This window comes from Vibrio sp. 1-2 (7-a), assembly GCF_013048515.1.
GTDB lineage: Bacteria > Pseudomonadota > Gammaproteobacteria > Enterobacterales > Vibrionaceae > Vibrio > Vibrio diabolicus.
The window spans coordinates 102,642-123,110 of record NZ_VHSQ01000002.1; the positions used below are offsets into that span (position 1 = coordinate 102,642).

General features: G+C 43.0%; 16 protein-coding genes. 6 read left to right on the forward strand and 10 right to left on the reverse strand.

All coding sequences use genetic code 11. The annotated features are described in order from the left end of the window. Window positions 1–8 precede the first annotated feature (8 nt). A complete protein-coding gene (gene viaA, locus FKN08_RS08155; protein ID WP_170891755.1) occupies window positions 9–1,463 on the reverse strand; it encodes an ATPase RavA stimulator ViaA in 1,455 nt (484 codons plus the stop codon). 9 nt (window positions 1,464–1,472) lie between these two features. Beyond that, window positions 1,473–3,134: an ATPase RavA domain-containing protein gene (locus FKN08_RS08160; protein WP_005396405.1), complete on the reverse strand. Its 1,662-nt coding sequence runs from the start codon at window positions 3,132–3,134 to the stop codon at window positions 1,473–1,475. A 268-nt stretch (window positions 3,135–3,402) separates the two neighbouring features. Between FKN08_RS08160 and FKN08_RS08165 the strand changes: the two genes are divergently transcribed. From FKN08_RS08165 to FKN08_RS08185, 5 genes are all read left to right on the forward strand, one after another. Continuing rightward, complete coding sequence (locus tag FKN08_RS08165; protein ID WP_170891756.1) at window positions 3,403–3,918, forward strand: NUDIX hydrolase; 516 nt, start codon at window positions 3,403–3,405, stop codon at window positions 3,916–3,918. Between the two features lie 22 nt (window positions 3,919–3,940). Continuing rightward, on the forward strand, window positions 3,941–4,945 hold the full coding sequence (gene ltaE, locus FKN08_RS08170; protein WP_005396402.1) for a low-specificity L-threonine aldolase: 1,005 nt from the start codon (window positions 3,941–3,943) through the stop codon (window positions 4,943–4,945). 79 nt (window positions 4,946–5,024) lie between these two features. After that, window positions 5,025–5,345 carry a cytochrome c gene (locus FKN08_RS08175; RefSeq protein WP_005396401.1) on the forward strand — a complete coding sequence of 107 codons (321 nt, stop codon included), beginning with the start codon at window positions 5,025–5,027 and terminating at the stop codon, window positions 5,343–5,345. A 203-nt stretch (window positions 5,346–5,548) separates the two neighbouring features. Beyond that, window positions 5,549–7,081 (forward strand): putative basic amino acid antiporter YfcC, encoded by a 1,533-nt coding sequence (gene yfcC / locus FKN08_RS08180; protein WP_170891758.1) that lies wholly within the window; start codon window positions 5,549–5,551, stop codon window positions 7,079–7,081. 98 nt (window positions 7,082–7,179) lie between these two features. Then, window positions 7,180–8,175, forward strand: coding sequence for a succinylglutamate desuccinylase/aspartoacylase family protein (locus FKN08_RS08185; protein WP_170891760.1), 996 nt, complete (start codon window positions 7,180–7,182; stop codon window positions 8,173–8,175). Between the two features lie 198 nt (window positions 8,176–8,373). Here FKN08_RS08185 and FKN08_RS08190 read toward each other — a convergent pair whose 3' ends face one another. After that, the gene (locus FKN08_RS08190) at window positions 8,374–8,907 is read right to left on the reverse strand and encodes a lipocalin family protein (RefSeq protein WP_104970757.1); all 534 of its coding nucleotides are present in this window, start codon (window positions 8,905–8,907) and stop codon (window positions 8,374–8,376) included. A gap of 314 nt (window positions 8,908–9,221) precedes the next feature. Here FKN08_RS08190 and FKN08_RS08195 point away from each other — a divergent pair, with 314 nt between their 5' ends. Next, window positions 9,222–9,602, forward strand: coding sequence for a cystatin domain-containing protein (locus FKN08_RS08195; RefSeq protein WP_005396397.1), 381 nt, complete (start codon window positions 9,222–9,224; stop codon window positions 9,600–9,602). Window positions 9,603–9,658: 56 nt separating this feature from the next. On the opposite strand, the gene FKN08_RS08200 is transcribed toward FKN08_RS08195, so the two are convergent. From FKN08_RS08200 to tssH, 7 genes are all read right to left on the reverse strand, one after another. After that, window positions 9,659–12,715, reverse strand: coding sequence for an SMC family ATPase (locus FKN08_RS08200; RefSeq protein WP_170891762.1), 3,057 nt, complete (start codon window positions 12,713–12,715; stop codon window positions 9,659–9,661). Window positions 12,716–12,724: 9 nt separating this feature from the next. Further along, the gene (locus tag FKN08_RS08205) at window positions 12,725–13,858 is read right to left on the reverse strand and encodes an exonuclease SbcCD subunit D (RefSeq protein WP_012842192.1); all 1,134 of its coding nucleotides are present in this window, start codon (window positions 13,856–13,858) and stop codon (window positions 12,725–12,727) included. A 323-nt stretch (window positions 13,859–14,181) separates the two neighbouring features. Further along, window positions 14,182–15,021: an NAD/NADP transhydrogenase subunit beta gene (locus FKN08_RS08210; RefSeq protein ID WP_170891763.1), complete on the reverse strand. Its 840-nt coding sequence runs from the start codon at window positions 15,019–15,021 to the stop codon at window positions 14,182–14,184. Further along, window positions 15,022–15,312 carry a PAAR domain-containing protein gene (locus tag FKN08_RS08215; RefSeq protein WP_139059995.1) on the reverse strand — a complete coding sequence of 97 codons (291 nt, stop codon included), beginning with the start codon at window positions 15,310–15,312 and terminating at the stop codon, window positions 15,022–15,024. Between the two features lie 11 nt (window positions 15,313–15,323). Then, window positions 15,324–17,159 (reverse strand): type VI secretion system tip protein TssI/VgrG, encoded by a 1,836-nt coding sequence (gene tssI, locus FKN08_RS08220; protein ID WP_104973741.1) that lies wholly within the window; start codon window positions 17,157–17,159, stop codon window positions 15,324–15,326. A 48-nt stretch (window positions 17,160–17,207) separates the two neighbouring features. Next, the gene (locus FKN08_RS08225) at window positions 17,208–17,687 is read right to left on the reverse strand and encodes a type VI secretion system tube protein Hcp (RefSeq protein ID WP_005375967.1); all 480 of its coding nucleotides are present in this window, start codon (window positions 17,685–17,687) and stop codon (window positions 17,208–17,210) included. 208 nt (window positions 17,688–17,895) lie between these two features. Next, window positions 17,896–20,463, reverse strand: coding sequence for a type VI secretion system ATPase TssH (tssH, locus tag FKN08_RS08230; RefSeq protein WP_170891765.1), 2,568 nt, complete (start codon window positions 20,461–20,463; stop codon window positions 17,896–17,898). Window positions 20,464–20,469: the final 6 nt, after the last annotated feature.

Below are 20,469 nucleotides of genomic sequence, written 5' to 3' on the forward strand. Positions count from 1 at the left end.
AATGTCACTTAGTAATTACCGACTCGTTTAAGCAGCCTGCCCACAACATTAGGATGATAAGACCACGTGTGATCAAACATCGACATCAATGCCGGGTTTCCGTATTTAGATAGGCTGATCGCGTGAAAACGGTTTTTCTTCGCTTTAAGCGCATCCACTTTGGCAAGCAACTCGTCTTGTTGTTTTGGCGCGATAAAGTCGGAAATGACCACCATATCGGCATTATTGTACTTATCACCGCTCATCAAGTCGATAGATTTGATCAAAGTTGGCTCTAAGTCTGTACCACCATGGAAGCTATAAGTTAAAAAGTCCGCCGCCTCGCGCAGACCATCTTGTTTGGTTAGCTCGTACGTAATGTGTTCCGTCGAAAAGATAATGACATAGCAATCACGTTGCTCCGCTAATGCAATTTGCATCAGCGCATAGGCCATGGCTTTGGCGCATTGCTCAGGAAACCCGCTCATTGAGCCGGACGCGTCCACACACACAATAAACGGTCCTTTTTCGATATCTACCGCTTTGTTGTCAGGTCGGTGAGCTTTAACTTTACGTAACGTGCGCGATTTGCCTTGTGTACGGTAGTTCATAAGTCGTTTATCGACTAAGTGTTTATAGAACACGACTTCGAGTTCAGGATACGCCAAAAACATCGTTTCGTTGGGAAGTAGCTTATTTAAATCATCGCTTTCGTGAATGCCGACAATATCATCTGTCGCTTCATCACTCTTCTCTTCGATCATTTGTAGCTCTTCAGTAGGTGCGCGGTTAAGTTCAGGATCATTCACTTGCCCCGCCATACGACCAAGTTGCTCGGCTATTTCTTGCAAGCCTTGGTGCTTCTTCAGAAACTCCGCATGGCGTTTCATCACTGTTAAGTCAGTTTTGCTCAACTTGGCAGATGCCATATCCCATAAGCGCCCTACACTTTCAGCATCACCCGACTCCGTGACCTTATCCATATTACGCATGGTCTCCATACGCTGATACAGGTCATTCAGCACTTTCTCTTTATTGGCCTCAAGCTCGCTTACTTGCGCTTGCTTAATCGCATCGGCTAGGCTTTGGTACCATTGATCACAGAAGTAATGTGGGAACATGGGATTATTCATCCCCTTGTTCTTCTCCATCATTCGGCGAGCCTGCATATAAAAAGCGGAGTGCCACTCAAGCTTTTTAATCACATCTTCGATGTTTTCGAAAAACGCCTCTTCATCCCAGTGAATGACCTCTTGATATAAAGACAGCTCTTGTTGGAAACGCTCTGTCTCACATACTTTGGTAATCCGTTTTTTAACACTGCCTCGCCACTTTAATAAGTGGCCTTTAACCGAAGATTTAACGCCTCGGTTTTCCGCCATCATCATGACTTGTGAACGCGCCATTAAATCATTAACTGCGCTATCGATGATGCCAGAGTCGGCTACCATCAGCGCGAGGTTAAGTCCGTCTGCACCTAGCATGTCGTCTCCTTATGAGAAAAACTGATGTAAGTTTTTAAAGCGTTGGATAACTTTCTCGCTTTCAGCTTGGATAGACTCAAGTCTCTGACTGACCTGCTGAAGACTCGACTCCATTAGGCGTGGTAGTTCAGGATCAACAAAGCTATGCGGAAGCGCATCATGGAAATTCGCTTTTACCTTGCGCATATGGTGCTCTGCTTCACTGAGTTGATTTACGGCTTTTTCACTCTGCGTTAACCACTTTTGGTAAAGCTCTACATCCAAGCCCTCTTGAGTCACTAAGCTCACCAGAATGCCTCGGTTTGCGATATCACGGATAACTAGGTTATTTGCGGCATCAACATCAAATCGTAAACGACACATGTTGGTGTTTTGATTGACGTAGCCATACACATCACCGTGTCCTTCTTTGATGACTCGGTCTAGTTCATCTTTTGGCACGTAAACCCAGCGGCTATCGCCTTTCTCTGACTCTGAAACCGACATGTTGCTTTGCAAAATAACCAGTTTAACTAAGTTAACGGCTGCGCCAACTTTGTAGGTCTTAGCTTTAGAGGTATCAAAACGCATGGTTTCTTTGCGCAGAATACCCGTTGCCGCTTCAGACGTTAACGTCATGCGGTAGGCATCTTCAAGCTCATGCTGAACATCGACCAAAGACTCGCGACAGTATTCAATTTCCTGTTCGGCGTCTTGTTGGTCAAATGCATGTTTTAGGGCGAACTCTTGGACCACTTCGCGTACCACGTCTCGCGATTCAGGGCTGTTCCATAAACAATCTTGCAGCAACAGTAGATCAAGTGGGTTGATTTCATCGCGTCCATTAAAAAACGCGCTCGCTTTTAGCAATTTCACGGCTTTCTTCCAGCGGCGGTCAGACACATACATGTCGGTATTAGCGACATCGCCAAACTGAGCTTCGACTTTGCTTTCTAACATCGTTTTAAGCTGGAAAAGCTTCTCGAATGCATTATCGGTTAACGTCAGCTTGTCGAGCTGCTGTTGCCATTGATGATATTCTTCATCTGTTATTGCTAGCCCTTCTGGCACTTGTGCCTCTTGTGACGTGCCTACCGTCAACATCGACTTAAAGTTTTGTTTATTCTGAATTCGATTCACAAACACGCGCACCAACATGCGGTCGTAAAGTGCATCCAAACCACTGTCTTCATCTGGCAGTTCATTGGACGCCGATACCAACAAACGCATTGGCACACGCTCAATATCGCTGCCATTTTTGAACGTTTTCTCATTGACCACTGTCAGCAATGTATTCAGAATGGCGGGGCCCGCCTTCCAGATTTCATCTAAAAATACGACTTGTGCGGTTGGCAAATACCCTTTAGTTAAGCGAACATAACGACCGTTATCTTTGAGTTCTTGAATACTCAGTGGCCCAAAAACTTCTTCAGGTGTTGAGAATCGCGTCATCAGGTATTCAAAGTAACTGCTATTATCGAACGCTTGGATAAGTCGCTTGGCAATTAAGCTTTTTGCAATGCCAGGTGGGCCTAAAAGAAAAACACTTTCACCAGCAAGTGCCGCAAGGAGGCAGAGCTTGATGGTATGTTCGCGTTCATAAACGCCATCCGTTAACGCTTTAGCCAACTTGTTGATGCGTTCTGAGAGAAGCGCTTTTTCGGCATTTGAGGCAAATAAGGTTTGTGTCATACGTTCTCCGGCTGCTGAACTGGTATTGCGTTAACATTTTTATACACTTGTTATAACTTTGTTACAAATGTATTTTGTTGAATTCCCCTTATAGCAGATGCTTACCCCCTTCTTTAGCCAGCAATCAAAGTTTCCATTTATGAGATACAGCTCACTGAAAGTGCAAACGCTTTCGTCGTGTTGCAACATTTTTTGCTTTTGTTTCCCACCATTTGTGGTTAATGTCGAAAAACGTCAAAATGCGGTAACAGCTAGGGTTAATAACTGCATGAGCAAAATAGTTCATAAATGGAAGCAAATTTCTCTGATTGAAGAAGAGGTTATGCTTCCTACAGGACAGGCAATTACGCACACCACAATCCATCATCCGGGCGCTGCGGTGATTCTCCCTATTACAACGGAAGGTGAGGTAGTTCTTGTCCATCAATTTCGCCCTTCACTTAATAAATGGCTTTTGGAGCTTCCTGCTGGTACAAGAGAAGGCAATGAAGACCCTCTCTGCTGCGCGAAAAGAGAGCTAGAGGAAGAAACGGGCTATAGTGCAGAAAAATTTACCTCTCTCGGCCAAGTCACTCCCCTTGCCGGGTTTTGTGATGAGATACAGTACCTATTTGTCGCTGAGAAGCTCAGCCAAACCAACCGTTACGAATGTGATGAAGATGAAGTGATTGAGGTTGTTACCTTGTCACTCCAACAACTCGAAGACAAGATTATTGATGGCACAATTACCGATGCCAAAACGATCGCTTGTTTAAGCAAAGCGCGCCTTTGCGGATATATTTAGGACTTTGACCAAGGAGACATTCATGGATTTTCGATCAGATACCGTTACACAGCCTACCCAAGCCATGCGAGAGGCCATGTTTAAGGCCCCCGTTGGGGATGATGTTTATGGTGATGACCCTACGGTCAATGAGCTTGAGGAGTTTGCCGCAGAGCTTGCAGGATTCGAAGCGGCTTTGTTTACCACTTCAGGCACGCAAGCCAATCTGCTCGGCCTAATGGCGCATTGTGAACGCGGAGATGAATATCTGTGTGGGCAGCAAGCACATAACTACAAGTACGAAGCCGGCGGCGCAGCAGTACTTGGGTCAATTCAACCTCAACCAGTCGAAAATAACCCAGATGGCACACTCCCATTTGACAAACTGGCAGCGGCGATTAAGCCAGATGATTGTCACTTTGCTCGTACCAAGCTGCTCAGCTTAGAAAACACGATTAATGGTAAAGTATTACCTCTGTCTTATTTAGCAGAAGCACGTGATTTCGTGAATAAACATAACTTGCAGATGCATCTAGATGGCGCTCGCGTTTTTAATGCAGCCGCTGCGCTTGATGTTCCGGTAAAAGAAATCGGTCAGTATTTTGATTCAATGACGATTTGTCTGTCGAAAGGTTTGGCTGCCCCTGTTGGTTCGTTACTGCTTGGTAGCAAAGAGTACATCGCAAAAGCACGTCGCTTAAGAAAGATGGTCGGCGGTGGTATGCGTCAAGCGGGTATTCTTGCCGCAGCAGGCAAACTCGCCCTTACCGAACAAGTGGAACAGCTAAAACAAGATCATACCAACGCAAAAACCTTAGCGGAAGGTTTAGCTGAACTGCCTGGTTTTTCAGTCAACCCTGAATTTGTTCAAACGAATATCGTATTCGCGAAGCTTGATCCTCAAGTGGACATAGTAAATATCGCTGCGAAACTAAAGGAACAAAATATCACGATAACACCTGGAAACCCCATTCGTTTCGTGACTCATAAAGACATTTCAGCGCAAGATATCGACAATTTCTTATCAAGCATTAAATCTCTGCTTTAGTTTGATTTTGATCATTGAGCTTCCCCTAAGGGGAAGCTTTATTGTATCGATATGACTTTTTAGCGAATAGACAATCTTCATGTTCAGATTTGTACTTCTAACCTCTCTTATTTTCTCTTCCGCTAGCCATGCCGCGCCTTTTGGTGATGCTGATAAAGGTAAAATCAAATCCCCTAGCTGCGTCTATTGTCATGGTGCAACAGGCGTCGCAGGTAATGATGCCTATCCAAATCTTGCAGGTCAAAATGCCCAGTATCTATACGATGCGATGAAGTCTTACCAAGCAGGCGAACGTAAAGGGCCGCTTGCCGAAATGATGGGCGCACAATTAAGAATGTTAAATGATGAGGATCTTCGTGATGTCGCTGCATTTTATGCAGAACAGACGCAAGACAAATGATTTGTTTATCTCGGCTCACAACAAGAGCTTGTGAGCCCTCGACCCGAGCCAAAACATTTAACCAAACTTTGCTTGTAAAATAATCACAATGACTTCACTTCAAATATTTGATGAATTTATAGTTCAATATTTCCAATAATGTTGACTTTTTATTCTGTTTTATTGATATTTCATGCTTCATTGAATTTAACGTGAAGTAAGTTATGTCTCACACACATGCGCAACCAATGGACTCGGTTGCTACACCCAAATCATGGCAGATGCCAGATACCCTCATTTTGATCTTCATTGTTGGTATTCTCGCTGCGATTCTTACCTACTTAATTCCTGCTGGCCATTTTGACAGTCAGCAAGTGACTTATATGGTCGATGGTGCAGAAAAAACTCGCACGGTTATCGATCCATCTTCTTTCTCTTATGCAACCGACGAAAACGGTGAATTGGTTTACAACAAGGTTGGCCTGTTTGCTTCTGGTGGTGGCATTGGTTTAATGAACTTCCCATTCGAAGGGCTAGTTTCAGGCTCTAAATGGGGCAGCGCGATCGGCGTGATTATGTTCATGTTGGTTATCGGTGGTGCTTTCGGCGTTGTAATGCGAACAGGCACCATCGACAACGGTATCTTGCGCCTTATCGATAAGACCAAAGGTAACGAAGCGCTATTCATTCCAGTGCTATTTTTGCTGTTCTCTCTGGGCGGTGCGGTATTTGGTATGGGTGAAGAAGCCGTAGCATTTGCGATTATTATCGCTCCGCTTATGGTTCGCCTTGGTTACGATGGTATCACTACGGTAATGGTGACCTACGTGGCGACTCAAATTGGTTTCGCAACATCTTGGATGAACCCTTTCTCTGTTGCTATTGCACAAGGTATTGCGGGAGTACCTGTTTTATCCGGCATGACAGTGCGCATGGGGTTATGGGCTGGCTTTACGTTAATCGGTATCGCCTTCACCATGATCTACGCCGCTCGCGTGAAGTCAAACCCAGAACTTTCTTACAGTCACCGCACAGACAAATATTTCCGTCAGCAAGAGCTTGGCAATCAAGATTCTCGTTGGAATATCGGCGATACACTCGTTATTCTTACGGTTATTGCAACCACAGTATGGGTTGTTTGGGGCGTGGTCGCTAACGCATGGTACATCCCAGAAATCGCTTCTCAATTCTTCACTATGGGCTTTGTTGTCGCGATCATCGGTACGATTTTTCGCTTAAACGGTATGACGCTCAACTGCGCAGCCGATGCGTTTAAGGAGGGGGCGGCTATTATGCTTGCTCCTGCTCTATTGGTTGGTTGTGCGAAAGGTGTGTTACTTATCCTAGGTGGCGGTACGACTGATGAAGCGAGTGTACTGAATTCTATTCTGAACAGTGCTGGCGGCGTGATCAGTGGGCTTCCTGACGTAGCTGCGGCATGGTTAATGTATGTATTCCAATCTATCTTCAACTTCTTCGTTACTTCCGGATCTGGACAAGCGGCACTGACGATGCCTTTATTAGCACCATTGGCGGATATTGCAGGTGTCACGCGCCAAGTTGCCGTTTTGTCATTCCAACTTGGAGATGGCTTTACCAACGTTATCGTCCCTACTTCAGCATCCTTGATGGCAACGCTTGGTGTCTGCCGCATCGACTGGGGTGATTGGGCAAAATTCTGCTGGCGATTTATCCTATTACTCTTTACCCTGTCGAGTGTCGTCGTTATCGCAGCTCATATGATGGGGTTTGCGTAAAACGAAATCAATTGGCACTAGTTCTCGCCTTATTAATACTCTTCGTATGGCGACGTTAAGGTTTTAGATTGGCTTATGGTTTTGGAGTGGTAACTTTAATGGCAACACAACTTCTCGATGACATGATTCAAGGTCATCAAGTGATTCAATCTCTCAATGTAGCAGACCTAGGTCCGGGTGAGCATAACTTTTGGTTCCGCATCGCGACCAACGCGCTCTCTCAGTGGCAACATCTTCCTGTTTTGGTATTCAAAGGTGAAAAACCTGGCAAGAAAATCATGATCACCGCAGGGGTTCATGGTGATGAATATAATGGTGTGTTAGCAGCGCAGAAGACCGCTAGAGAACTCATTGGCACTGAAGTCGCTGGTACTGTCACTATTGTTCCAACCATTAACATGCCAGGTATGCTAAACCACAGCCGCGATTTCTATTCCGCAGACCCGGATGCGTCTCCTGCAAACTTAAACCGTTTTTTCCCTGGTGACCAAAATGGCAATGAGGCACAACGCTACTTATATGCATTGTGGAATGATCTGCTCAAGCCAAATGCTGATTTAGCCATTGACCTTCACACTCAAACCAGTGGTGCGGCCTATCCACTATACGTGTTTGCAGACTTCCGAATTGAGCAATCATTAGAAATGGCTCGTCTCATTAATCCTGATGCGATTTTAAATGATCCTGGAGATGCTGGCGTCCTTGAAACAGTTTGGAATAACCATGGTGTCCCAAGCATTACGGTTGAAGTGGGTATGGGGCGCTACACAGAGCAAAAACTCATTAGTCGAACCGTATCAGGCATTTTAAATGTGTTGAAGCAGCATAACGTCGTAGAAGGTGAGATAGAGCCTATCACTTCATGCTTGGAAGGAAACGAGATCGTCAGTGTGAAAGCGACACATGGCGGCTTTGTACTACCTCATGTCGGTTTGATGGATTTTGTCGAGCAAGGCCAACTGGTTGCGATTCAATACGACAGCTTTGGCACTGAAGTTGAGCGCTACACCGCCCCTACAAGTGGTACAGTGCTCAGCCACAATGTGGAATCTATTCGGGCGCCTGGCTCTCTGATCGTTCGTTTGATTAAGTAAACCATAACCGTTTGTCGATAGATCTACCTTTCGACGCTCACTCAAATTTATATAAGCCCCATCACGAGTAATCACAAATGATGGGGCTATATTTTTGACCACATGAGGTTACAAGGTAACAAAAATATTCCAAGCAAAACTCAAAACCGCGAGACAGAAACTTCGCTTCTGTTGATTTTAGAAGTCACATTGATGAACTTAAAACTGTCGTCCACTCTCTTGATCAACGAGAATTAGCTCATCTAACGCGAAACCTTTCTCTTTAGCAACCTGCTTAAAACGCTCCAGGATTTTCTCATCAACGTTGGGTGTTCTAGACAATAGCCACAAGTAATCGTGGTTGTAACCAGAGACAAACGCATAGTCATAGTTTTCACCTAGCTCAAACACAATGTAAGAAGAATAGATTGGCCCAAAAAAGGAGACTTTTAAGTGCGCAACCGTTTCGTCTTCAACAAAATAAGCTTTACCTTCAGCTTCGGACCACTGTTGATCTTCTTCTGAATATCCGCGGTTTGTCACCTTAACCCCACCATCCTCGCGAAGCCGATAATCGGCCGTAACGTTGGATAGACCACGCTCAAACGAATGATCGAGCCGTGCGATTTCATACCACTTGCCTAGATAAGGCTCTAAATCAAAATTGTTAACTGGCTCCACCCCATCAGGTTTAGAGGTACAGCCAAATAAAGTAACAAGTGATAAAAGTAATAATGTTTTTAGCGATTTCATACAACACCTAAATTTGATTTAGTGATTGATTTTACTGTAGAAGGTAGCAAATCGATCACTAAGTCGCACCACTGTCCCAAAGGTACGTAGCTAGACATCACAGTTCTTCATTGTCAATAGTATGCTGAACACCAAAACCTCGTTATGTCAGCAATTCCCTAACAATATTGTTTTATGTTTTACTTACAAGTTGGTCATACTTGTCTATTTTGTCAGCATTTAACCGTATGCATATAGAAACTTTGCACAATATAGACATACGCTGTCATATCCCCCTCCTATAATACGTCGCGATATAGACAGAGGTTATTGTTATGAAATTAAAAACAGTGTCAGTTTGTGCACTTTTGGTATTGCTTGCAGGTTGCCAGCAGGAAAACCCAAGCCAAGCGACACAATTAACAACCTCGGCAGATGTATGTAATACACAAGGAAACATGCCAGGTGGGTGGAATGAGTTTAATGCTACCCCTGATGCACAAAAGGCAATGGCTTTTGTTTTGAAAAGAATGGACACAATAGCGTCGTTCAAACAAATACTGAACGTTCACGCGCAAATCGTTAGCGGCGTCAACTATGCCATTGAGTTTGAATTGGATGATGGCTCTATTTGGAATACAGTTGTTTATCGCAACCTAGATGGTGAGTATGCGATTACCCAGTCGCCAAAAGAAGGCCACTTTTGCGAACAGTAGCGATTAAGTAAGAAAGCCCCTAGATAGGGGCTTTGGGTTTTGTGATAGCAACTGAATTAGACAGCGAAGCTACATTGAGATTTGACCGATACTGTCGAACCGACTCTTGATGGTTCAACATCAATCCTCTGCGCCATTTGTTCTTTTAACTCAGAAACGTGAGAAATAACACCGATCATGCGTCCAGTCTGTTGTAAATCCACTAGCGTTTGAATCGCGAGATCCAAAGATTCTGGGTCTAAACTACCGAACCCCTCATCAATGAATAAAGTGTCTAAACGGATACCACCACTATAGGATTGCACAACATCCGACAAGCCAAGCGCCAAAGCGAGCGCTGCCATAAACGATTCACCACCGGAAAGTGTCGCAACATCACGTGTTTTTCCTGTGTAGCCATCTTCAACCATTAAATCTAAGCCGCGACCCGCAGCGCCTTTGAAGCCCTCTGTTTTTCGAGCAAGGATATAGCGCCCTTTACTCATGAGGCTTAAACGTTGAGAGGCCTGAATCAATACATCATCCAACAGTACACCAAGAACAAAGCGATGCAGGCTAACCCTGCTGCCTGTTTTACCGCTGGCAACGTCGTATAACGTACCAAACACTTTGTACTCTTCTTCTAACTTGCTATTTTTCTCATGCAGCGTAGCAATATCTTTACGAACTTTTTCAATTCGCTCAAAGGTTGAGCGCGTGGTATCGAGCTGATTCCTTACTTCAATATACTGCGCCTGCAGAGTGGTTAAGCTGTCGTTAAGCGAATCCAAGTCCGGTCTTTCAAGCGCTTTCAATGCATGGTTTAAATCATGTAGTGTTTGTTCAAGCTTGGTTTGTGCCTGTTTGAAGTTGTCTATTTCTTTCTGCCACACTTGAAGCTCATCATCTGTCACTCTGCTATTTAGATAACTGCTTTCATCCTCAAATTTACTCGCCTGTAACGCCTCATTCCACGCTAATTCTGCTTGGCTAAGCTTTTGTTCTGACTCAGATAGCCACTGCTTGTTCGTCACTAACTGACTTTCAGCATTCGATTGCGCTAATACCGCTTGCTGCAAAGCGTTTTGTGCCTTTTCTAAACCTGTATTCAAGGTCAGAATTTGCTCTTTTGTGAGCGAAATGTCACGCTCAAGCGCATCAACGGAACTGTATTTCGGATCAATGGAAGCTTGTAATTGAGTCAATTGTTCTTGGTTTGCTTGAACGGTTGATTCATTTGCCGCCATTTGATTCTGCAGCTCATGAATTTTATTTTCACCCACTAAGCAGCGTTGATTAAGCTGTTCAACGTTCTTTTCTAGCTTTTCAATATCAATAGATTGTAGACGTAGAAGTTGATCATTAAGCGCCTGCAACTCAGTTTGAACCGTTGAGATCTCAGATGCTGCATGCTCACCAAGCTCTTCTTTCAACTGGTTACATTGATTCTGATACTGACTAATAACAACGTTATGTTGCTCTAGCTGATTACTTAGCTGGTTCAATGATGCTTGAGCTTCTCTTTCTTTCACTCTGGCAGCCTGAACTTGCTCTTTTGTAACGACTTCTTCAACAAACGTCGCAGGGTTAGGATGCGCTTGGCTGCCACATACCGGACATGCTTCACCTGCCTTTAGTCGCTGCGCTAATACTGCCGCTTGAGCGTTGTGCCACTTAAGCTCTATCGTATCAGCGGCTTGTTGACACTGCATATAGCGCTGACTGGCCTCCTGTAATGACTGCTGCTTGCTTACGGTTAACGCCGTGAGTTTAGAGAGCTCCAAAGTAAGACCATGCAGCTTTTGTAGATCCTGTAGTAGTCGTTGTTTTTGTTTTATTTCCGCATCGATGCTGCCAACAAGCGCAACATCTACTCGGGCTTGCTCTAGATCTTTCTGGCCCTGTTGCGCCTGAAACGCCAACTTGTCTTTCAGCTCTATGTACTGTTTTAACGTTGCTTCAAATTGTTGCTTTTGTTGATGACCTGCCGTTATTTTTCTTTCCAAGTTGGCTTTTTCAACCAACTTGTCTTTCATGCTTTCAAGTTGATACTGCAGTTGCGTTAACTGTGGGACTTTTGCCGCGGCTTCTTTTGCACTTTGCTGCAAGTTTTCTTTTTCTTTCGTAACAGCATTGGCTTTATCAAGGCTCTCTTTCAAAGCTACGATTTTTTGTCTGAGCTCTTGAGTTTGAGTTTTTGCATTTTGTAATGAGACGTAGGGTAATTCTATCTTATTGGCATTTTTAGCATTTTCTAATTGCTGTTGACGAACTTTTATCGAGTCTGAGTGTTCTAGATGCAGCTTGAGTGCGTTTTCTGCTTGCTCTCGTTTCGAAAACTCTCCATTAATAGTTTCCGCTTTTTGCAATTCAGATTTAGCAACATTTAGCTTATCTAACGAAGCTTGTTCTTTCTTTCTATCGACCTCTAGCTGCTCAGTTGCTTGTTCAAGCTGGTGTAATAATTCCTGCTCTGAACTCACTCCTGCAACTTGTAAAGCGCCTCGAATTTGATTATCAAATTCATCTTTCGCTTTACTGATTGCGCTCGCTTTATCTTTGAGCGCGTACTCAATTTTTTTATATATGTCCGTTTGAAAGAGCTGACCAAAAATTTCTTCGCGCTCTTTAGAACTAGCAAGCAACAGCTCCCGGAATTTTCCTTGAGGCAATACCATTACTTGGCGAAATTGCGTTTCATTCAAACCAATAATATTGCTCACTTCTGTTTTAACTTGAGTCGTCTTGCTAGTGATGAGCTTTTCGGTCTCGCCGAGTTCATAAAGAGCCGCAGTGTGCTTTTTTACCGTCATCCCTTCACCACGCGCTTTGGGCGCTTCCTGCTCTGGAGATCGCACAACTCGGTATTGTTTGCCATGTAACGAAAATTCTAGAACGACTTCGGTTGGTAAGTCTTGCGCCGATAAGTCACATCGCATCTGGATGCCTTGCCGCTCATTACCGGTAGTTTCACCGTAAAGGGCAAAGCAAATGGCATCTAAGATCGACGTTTTACCTGAGCCTGTAGGACCATTAATCAAAAACAGAGGGTTACGGCCAAGCTTTTCAAAGTCAATGACTTCGGTTTTTGCAAACGGACCAAAGGCTTGCATGGTAAGTTTAATTGGTTTCATCTTTGGTCCCTATTGCTGTGATAATTGCTTAATAATGTCAGTAACGGCTTGTTCTTGCTCTTGGGATAATTGACTATCTTGTGCCTCAATAAAAAAGTCTCGGAACATATCAATTTCGCTTCGGGCCAACTTTGCTTGCGCCATTTCCTGCTCTACCCCAATTAACATACCCGGTTTCTCAAGATGTAAAACGTTTGGATACACCGAACGAAGCTTTTCCATTGGATTTAAAATCGCATGTTTATCCATCAAACGAACTAACAAATAATCTTCATTTTTAGGGTCAGTCTTGCCCTGCTCTATGACTTTATCTAGCTCTCCCTCAACAATGCGCATTTCATGAGGGGCAATTAGCTCAATATGTTTAGCAGAGACAAATCCTTTCTTGTCTAGTTCGACTAACGTGAAGCCTTTCTTCTGGTTCTGTTCACCAAAACTATACTTCATAAGTGAACCAGAATAACGGATATGCTCTGCGCCTTTCTTCTGAGGCTGATGTAAATGACCAAGTGCGACGTAGTCGAAATCTAAGAAATGCTCATGACTTACGCGATCAGAGCCACCAATAGATAGTGGTCGTTCAGAGTCAGACTCAATAGCACCATCAACAAAACAGTGGCTAACGAGAACACGCCTTTGCTCTGAAATGAAATGCTCTCTTATTTGCTCTACAAGCAGTTGATGTGCCTCATCATGAGTTGATACCGAGGTTTTGTAGGCAAATCTGACCTGTTCAGGGTCGTTATAAGGCATGCCATAAAACGCTACCTCACCCGCAGAGTCCGTTTTTATGATGATGGGAGTTAGCATATCTTCAAAGTTACTAACAATATGAAGGCCTGCATTTTTCATTTGCTCTGAGCCAAAACCTAATCGTTCTGCACCATCATGGTTGCCAGATATCAATATCATCGGTGTTTTCAGTTCAGTACAAATACGCTTCACGACTCGATTTAGCAGTTCTATTGCAACCGTTGGTGGCACCGAACGGTCATAAATATCTCCCGCCACTACAACGGCATCGACGGGGTTGTGTTCAATATAGTTAATCAGTTGTTCGAGTACTGCTTGTTGATCTTCGAGTAGTGATACATTGTGGAATTGTCGACCAAGATGCCAATCTGAGGTGTGGATAAACTTCATTCGAATTCACTTTCTGCCAAATCTTTAAGCCAGGTTTGCTTCTGCAAGAATCCGAATTTCAGCCGTGTAAACATCAGAGTATTACGCGACTGGCTGAATCTGGCACAAACCAAAGCTCAATATATTTAATTTGGGTTAGGATATCTTGAGTCGAACAGCTTTTCATGTAGTTTATGTTCTATGGTTCACTATTTCACCGGAAAGCGAGAAGAACGTTGTATAAACACCTTTTAAGCAACATTAAGCGATGGTCTCGAATAAAAAAACCGTCACATTTAAACCATTAAAAACCAACGTTTAGAAGGGACAAACTAGCTCAAGAACTACTCGTTATGCCAATTGTATAGAACTCCCACCGTATAACCATCTGGCTCGATATCAGCTTGCAAAACGTGGAAGTCTGAGTTGAGGCTGCTTCTTTGATGCTCCTCAATCATTAACACTTTTAGAACACCTCCGCATGCGCCCAGCCCTCCTAGTTTAACATCAATAAATTGATACTGAGTTTGATCGGTCACCCAGGGAGACAAGAATTGCATAGCATTTAACCATCGAGGCTCATCTCCATCAACGGATAAATGCAACTCACTAAGTGAGTGATCACACCCTACTCCAAGTTGTTTAAACACTTTATCGACAGCAATGCTTTGTTGTTTGGTATCTAAATCAATTCTAACATCATCAGTAACAAGGCCGGAGTGTTGAAAAAAGCACTTCGTCAAAATGATCGAGTTTTGAGATTTGGCATGCTCTTCTGCATCGCGAGCAATTTCTATAGCCAGTATCCAAGTTGCTTGTGTTTCGTTAACTTCACGGTTTATCCGATTTAGCGCCATCAAAAACGCCGCTTGACCATAAGGATAAAAATAAATTTCTCTATTGGCAGAGTTACCAAGGATAAGAGAAAACTCGTTTATCAATGCCTTAAGCAAGCTTTTATCTACCGAAGACGGTAAAAGAACGCAGATATTCCCTTTGATATCACTTTGCTCCAGTATCTCGCGCTTAGAGCGCACAAGATTTAATATCTGCTCATACAGTGATTGATCAGGATAGGATCTTGGTGTTTCTGCGGGCAATCTAAAACATTCGTTAGCTATCTCACGAACAGTGTATGGCCTGCCATTAATAGCAAGAAGATGAGTTTGAAATGCGAGTGGCATCTAGCCTCCGATTAAAACCGTAGGCATGCCAGACAGAATTTTACCACCATGAGACGTTGAATCCCCGAGCCTTGCAGCTGGCTTACCGTTGATTGTAACGCTAGAAGAGCCTGCTGAGATGCTATCCGGAGGACCTATACATATAAGCTTATCTCCCTGCCTAGCCGCTGGAATGCCGCCAATTGTCACGTTTGGCGAGCCAACTACGACGGGGCCACCTACATGAGGAATTTTTCCTGTTTTTTTAGGACAAAGATGAAAGCTGCCCAATATCGCGGCTGGTTTACCCACTTTAAATCACCTTAGTTCAATGAAATTTGCCCAGCTTTAAGAGCGATAGCAGAGCCGTTAATAGATATTTTATTGCCTTTGATGTTGATTTCTCCGGAACTAGACATCTGAATCGAAGCGCCACCGACTTTGATCTCGATACTCTTTCCTGCATTAAAAGACAACACTTCACCCGTTTCATTAGAAAAGTTTTTACCTACTTTCAAGGTCGCATTCTTGCCAATCTCTTGATTGACATCGTTCGTCACTTTTTCGGTTTTACTGTTTTCAACGGCAATATCAACACAGTCTTCAACTAGCATTTGGAAAAGTTTTTCGGCATGAAGATAGATGTGTTCTTCACCGGGTTTGTCATCAAAGCGCAACTCATTAAAATTAGATGTGCCTTTTTGTACAGAACGCGATTTATAACCACTTTGAGAGCTTTGCTCTGGTAACGTGTAGGGAGGGAGTTGACTACCATTGTACAGTGACCCCGTAACAATTGGCTGGTCAGGATCGCCATTGACAAACTCGACGATGACCTCTTGTCCTACTCTAGGATGAAACACCGAGCCCCATCCGTTACCCGCGATATTTTGCGCAACACGAATCCAACATGAGCTGTTTACATCGTATTTACCAACACGATCCCAGTGAAACTGAACTTTAATACGACCGTGTTTGTCTATGTAAATTTCGCCATCTTTGTTTCCCGTTACCACTGCGGTTTGCAAACCTTTCATCTGAGGTTTCGGATAGTTCACTGAAGGGCGAAGGATTGTTTTTGAGTCAACACAACTAAATGATACTTTAACACCTTGCGCAGCAGTGCCACCTTGACCAGTCTGATTATAAACAGCCGCAGATAAAAAAACGGAGGACAGTACGTATTCTTTGCCGACTCGAGACTTATCTTCATGCTTTTTAAACTTAAAGCACTTTCCCACACTGAACGTTCGACACGTTGCCTCGCCACGGCACAGATATGCGTTTTGCTGTAGTGCTTCTATAGCGTGCGTGTTTCTAAGTGCGTATTGGTCATCACTTTCCGTTTCACCCATGTATTCAAAATACTCGCTTTCAGGCACGGTAAAAAAATCACTTTCACCCTTGGCAGTATTTTTAGGATTAGACGAAGGCTTAAGCATGTTATAGCCAGACTTTTGGCTTGCTTTAGTCGTCAAAACTTGGGTTTCATGCCAAGAAGAAATATGACTAGACTTAGCCGTACCTGTATCAAAATCGACTAAAAACTCTGTACCCGGCTTATAGAAACTGATGTCGTCAAAAATCTTAAGCGTGTGGACAGACTTAGTGTGTGTGAAACAGAACGATAGCCCTTCTTCTGACAATAAGCGTCGGACAAATTCAAGGTCTGACTCTTCATATTGCACTTTGTATGTGTATTTAGGGTACGACTTAGTTAACTCAAAACTAAAGGCGACACTATGCTCCGAGAGTACTTCGGAGATAATTTCTTTTATATCTTTATGCTGAAATATTCTGCAATTTTTTCTATAATCGGCGAAACGTAATTTAGGCTCTATTAATAACTCTATATTTTTATAATTCTCACCATTATGAGCATTAGAAACTCGTTGCCCTTCCAATCTTGCAGCAGATACATAACCATGTATATAACGAGGTTTTGAAGAAACATCCTCACTATTTTCAAGGATAATTGTTACTTCTTTACCAATTATTTCGTTTAACTCACTTCGTTGATCATTAAAGTAAGCTTTAGCACGCAATGAAAAAAGTTCTGAGATCTCTTCTCTATACTCAAATGAGTTTAGTATGATGGCATCTTTTCCGAATGGAGAGGAAATTCGGATGAAATTGTTATCTTGAGTTGCTCTTTTCATTAAATACTTCTTTCAAAAAATGCGGGGGAATATCCCCCCGCATAAAAATTACATTTGTTGACCTTTAACACCGCTGTAGCCGTAAACCAATGGCGCAGAAGTGTTGTTTTTATCGTCAGTAGGAGTCACTGTCATCATCATTTCAGTGTAAGAAATAGTGATGGTTTCAACTGGACGATCATCCTGAATAGAAACTGAGTAGTTAGAAATCATCGCATCAGTCAGTTCGATCTTCATGATTTCTTCAACTTTCTCACCCTGCTTAGTAATATGGAAAACCGCAGGTTTACCTTTACCAATTGTCGCTTCTTTAAATAAGTCAGGAGAAGAACGGTCTTGAAGTTTAGTGATAGTCAAATCATATAGACGAGTAGCGCTCGCTTCACGGTCCATCGCTGTACCAGTGTATGATGAGATCTCACGACCTACACTCCAATCTACAGATAGTAGTGTAATCAAATCTTTGTATTGCTCGGCTGTTGCCTCACCCTTAATATCTGCGTATTTAAGATACGTATTAGACTGCATGCTAATCTCCTATAGCATTATTAATTGACATATATCGTAGTAATTTAATTATCTGACGTTTGGTGATAATTAGTGATTAATGTATCAAAAACTTCATTTTAAATACGCCCTGTTATATCTTTAAATAAGATTTAATTTAAGCGTTTTTTATAAAAAATAATAGTTAATATGAACCAACTCCCAATTATTATTGAGAGTGTAAAGGATGTTAAACTATTGAGACATCAAGTCCACTAGTTGTACCTTTAACAATAATTTCATCAAACGTCTTATCATTAAGAATTGCATGCAATATTTCATGAGAAATCTTCGGAAGCAATGTATTTTCTATGGTTGTTTGTACCACACGCGCACCACTCCCAGACTCATTACTATTGTCTACAATATCATTAATTAGTTCTTCATCAAAAAATAGGTCAGCGCCGTAATTTTTACGAATGCGATTCGTAACTTTGGCTAATTTTAATTTTGTTATTTCTATCAATATTTCTCTTGATAGAGGCAAATAAGGTAATACATTAACACGTCCTAAAAATGCAGGTTTAAAGTCAACCAACAAATCGTCACGCAAAGCATCTTTTAGTGCTGAAGGTTCTGGATACAAATCAGGATCAGAATACAAAGACATCGTCGTTTCGGTCCCTGTATTCGCGGTCATAATAATAATAGTGTTTTTAAAATCTATATCGCGACCTTCACCATCTTTAATTGAGCCTTTATCGAATACCTGATAAAAAATATCTTGAACTCCAGGGTGCGCTTTTTCCATTTCATCCAAAAGAATCACACTATAAGGTTTGCGTCTGACGGCTTCAGTAAGTACGCCACCTTCGCCATACCCAACATAACCTGGAGGCGAGCCTAATAATAAGGAAACTTTGTGCTCTTCTTTAAACTCGGACATATTGATAGTTGTGACATTCTCTTCACTGCCGTACACTTTCTCTGCAATAGCTAAAGCAGACTCAGTTTTACCCACTCCACTTGGTCCCGTGAGAAGAAATACACCATTTGGTCGTGTCTCATCCGTGAGCTGTGCACTGGCAGTTTTTATCACTTCAGACATGACTTCCAAAGCGTGATCCTGTCCGACAACTCGTTTACACAAACTCTCTTTCAAACTCAGTACAGCTTGGATTTCATCATCCTGAAGTTTGCCCAGTGGTATCCCGGTCCAATCTGAAATTACTTCTGCAATAAGCGCTTCATTGACATGCGAAAATACTAATGGCTGCGAGTTAGCGGAGAGGCTACTTTCGAGCTCCTGTAACTTGTCCTTAGCAGTCTCAGAACCCTCCTTGATTATTTGAGCTCTAAGTGACTTAGCTTCACTTACCCACTCTTTTTCTTTCTCCCACAGCATCTCTAGTTCAACTATTTCACTAGATAGAACATCAATCTCTTTTCTGACATCTTGCAACTGCATATCAAGAGGTGCACCTAGCTGACTTTCTTGGCTTAGGTGCTCATACTCAGCTTGCTTAGCTTTTAGTTTATTCCTTTTCGCATCTAGACCTCCCGGTGTAGACGATTGACTTAACGCGACTCGCGAGCAGGCTGTGTCTAAAACAGACACAGCCTTATCTGGCAGTTGTCGGCCATTAATGTATCGAGCTGAGAGTTGAACGGCAGCATTGAGAGCCTGGCTAGTGATGTGGACGTCATGGTGTTGTGCCATTACATCAAGTAAACCACGTAACATCTCGACCGCAAGCTCAGGCGCTGGCTCGTCGACCTTCACTACTTGAAAGCGTCTGGTAAGAGCCGCGTCTTTTTCAAAATACTTTTTATATTCTGCCCAAGTTGTTGCTGCGATCGTTCTGAGTTCACCTCTCGCTAACGCTGGCTTTAGAATATTCGCTGCATCACCTTGTCCTGCTTGTCCCCCACCACCAATCAGACCATGTGCTTCATCGATAAACAAAATAATGGGTTGTGGTGCGTCGTTAACTTCTTTCACAAGGTTTTTAAGTCTGTTTTCAAACTCACCTTTCATGCCAGCACCAGCTTGCAATAACGCCAGATCCAAAGACTTAATCGCTACATTTTGTAGAGCAGGAGGTACATCGCCATCGATAATCTTTTGCGCCAAGCCTTCAACAACGGCTGTTTTTCCAACGCCAGCTTCACCAGTTAGAATCGGGTTGTTTTGTCGACGTCTTAATAAGATGTCGATCATTAAACGGATTTCATTGTCTCTACCAATAACCGGATCTATCTTACCTTCCCTAGCCTGCTCAGTAAGATCTGTTGTAAATTGATTCAGCGCAGAGTTCGCGTTTGATTTCCCTAGGTCATTCGATCCTGATTGACGCGTATTACTTTCTTTAAAGTTCAATAACCGAGATGGTTCTATCTTGTTTAGCTCAGGGCTAATCGAACCAGCCATGTTGACTAACGTATTATCGGACAAGTAGGCAAATAAAAGATGAATGCAATCCAACTGCTCCTGATTGAATTCAATCGTTGCCGATAGCAAAGCATTTTGCATCACAGTCACTGTGTGAGCTGAAAGACCTGGGACCGATTGACATCCCGTTTTGTATTTTTCAAGTGTCTTTTGAAGATCAGTTTCAACCTTGATTTTATCGACATCAAATTCGTCGAAAACTTCCGAGTAAATATCGGCAGGGTGTTGAATAATCGTCATTAACCAGTGAGATATTTCAATACTGTGATGGGTTCGAGAGCTTGCCATCGCAGCTGCTTGTTCAAGTGTTTCCTTAGCCTGAGGAGACAATCTTTCGACCAACGCTGAAAGTGAGAGTGAAGCCATTATGTT

Bases quoted from the DNA above. Each gene is read 5' to 3' on its own strand.
- yfcC (WP_170891758.1), top strand. From the start codon at position 5,549: ATGTCTCACACACATGCGCAACCAATGGACTCGGTTGCTACACCCAAA.
- FKN08_RS08185 (WP_170891760.1), top strand. From the start codon at position 7,180: ATGGCAACACAACTTCTCGATGACATGATTCAAGGTCATCAAGTGATT.
- FKN08_RS08210 (WP_170891763.1), bottom strand. From the start codon at position 15,021: ATGCCACTCGCATTTCAAACTCATCTTCTTGCTATTAATGGCAGGCCA.
- FKN08_RS08200 (WP_170891762.1), bottom strand. From the start codon at position 12,715: ATGAAACCAATTAAACTTACCATGCAAGCCTTTGGTCCGTTTGCAAAA.
- viaA (WP_170891755.1), bottom strand. From the start codon at position 1,463: ATGCTAGGTGCAGACGGACTTAACCTCGCGCTGATGGTAGCCGACTCT.
- FKN08_RS08190 (WP_104970757.1), bottom strand. From the start codon at position 8,907: ATGAAATCGCTAAAAACATTATTACTTTTATCACTTGTTACTTTATTT.
- tssI (WP_104973741.1), bottom strand. From the start codon at position 17,159: ATGAAAAGAGCAACTCAAGATAACAATTTCATCCGAATTTCCTCTCCA.
- ltaE (WP_005396402.1), top strand. From the start codon at position 3,941: ATGGATTTTCGATCAGATACCGTTACACAGCCTACCCAAGCCATGCGA.
- FKN08_RS08175 (WP_005396401.1), top strand. From the start codon at position 5,025: ATGTTCAGATTTGTACTTCTAACCTCTCTTATTTTCTCTTCCGCTAGC.
- FKN08_RS08165 (WP_170891756.1), top strand. From the start codon at position 3,403: ATGAGCAAAATAGTTCATAAATGGAAGCAAATTTCTCTGATTGAAGAA.
- tssH (WP_170891765.1), bottom strand. From the start codon at position 20,463: ATGGCTTCACTCTCACTTTCAGCGTTGGTCGAAAGATTGTCTCCTCAG.
- FKN08_RS08195 (WP_005396397.1), top strand. From the start codon at position 9,222: ATGAAATTAAAAACAGTGTCAGTTTGTGCACTTTTGGTATTGCTTGCA.
- FKN08_RS08205 (WP_012842192.1), bottom strand. From the start codon at position 13,858: ATGAAGTTTATCCACACCTCAGATTGGCATCTTGGTCGACAATTCCAC.
- FKN08_RS08225 (WP_005375967.1), bottom strand. From the start codon at position 17,687: ATGCAGTCTAATACGTATCTTAAATACGCAGATATTAAGGGTGAGGCA.
- FKN08_RS08160 (WP_005396405.1), bottom strand. From the start codon at position 3,134: ATGACACAAACCTTATTTGCCTCAAATGCCGAAAAAGCGCTTCTCTCA.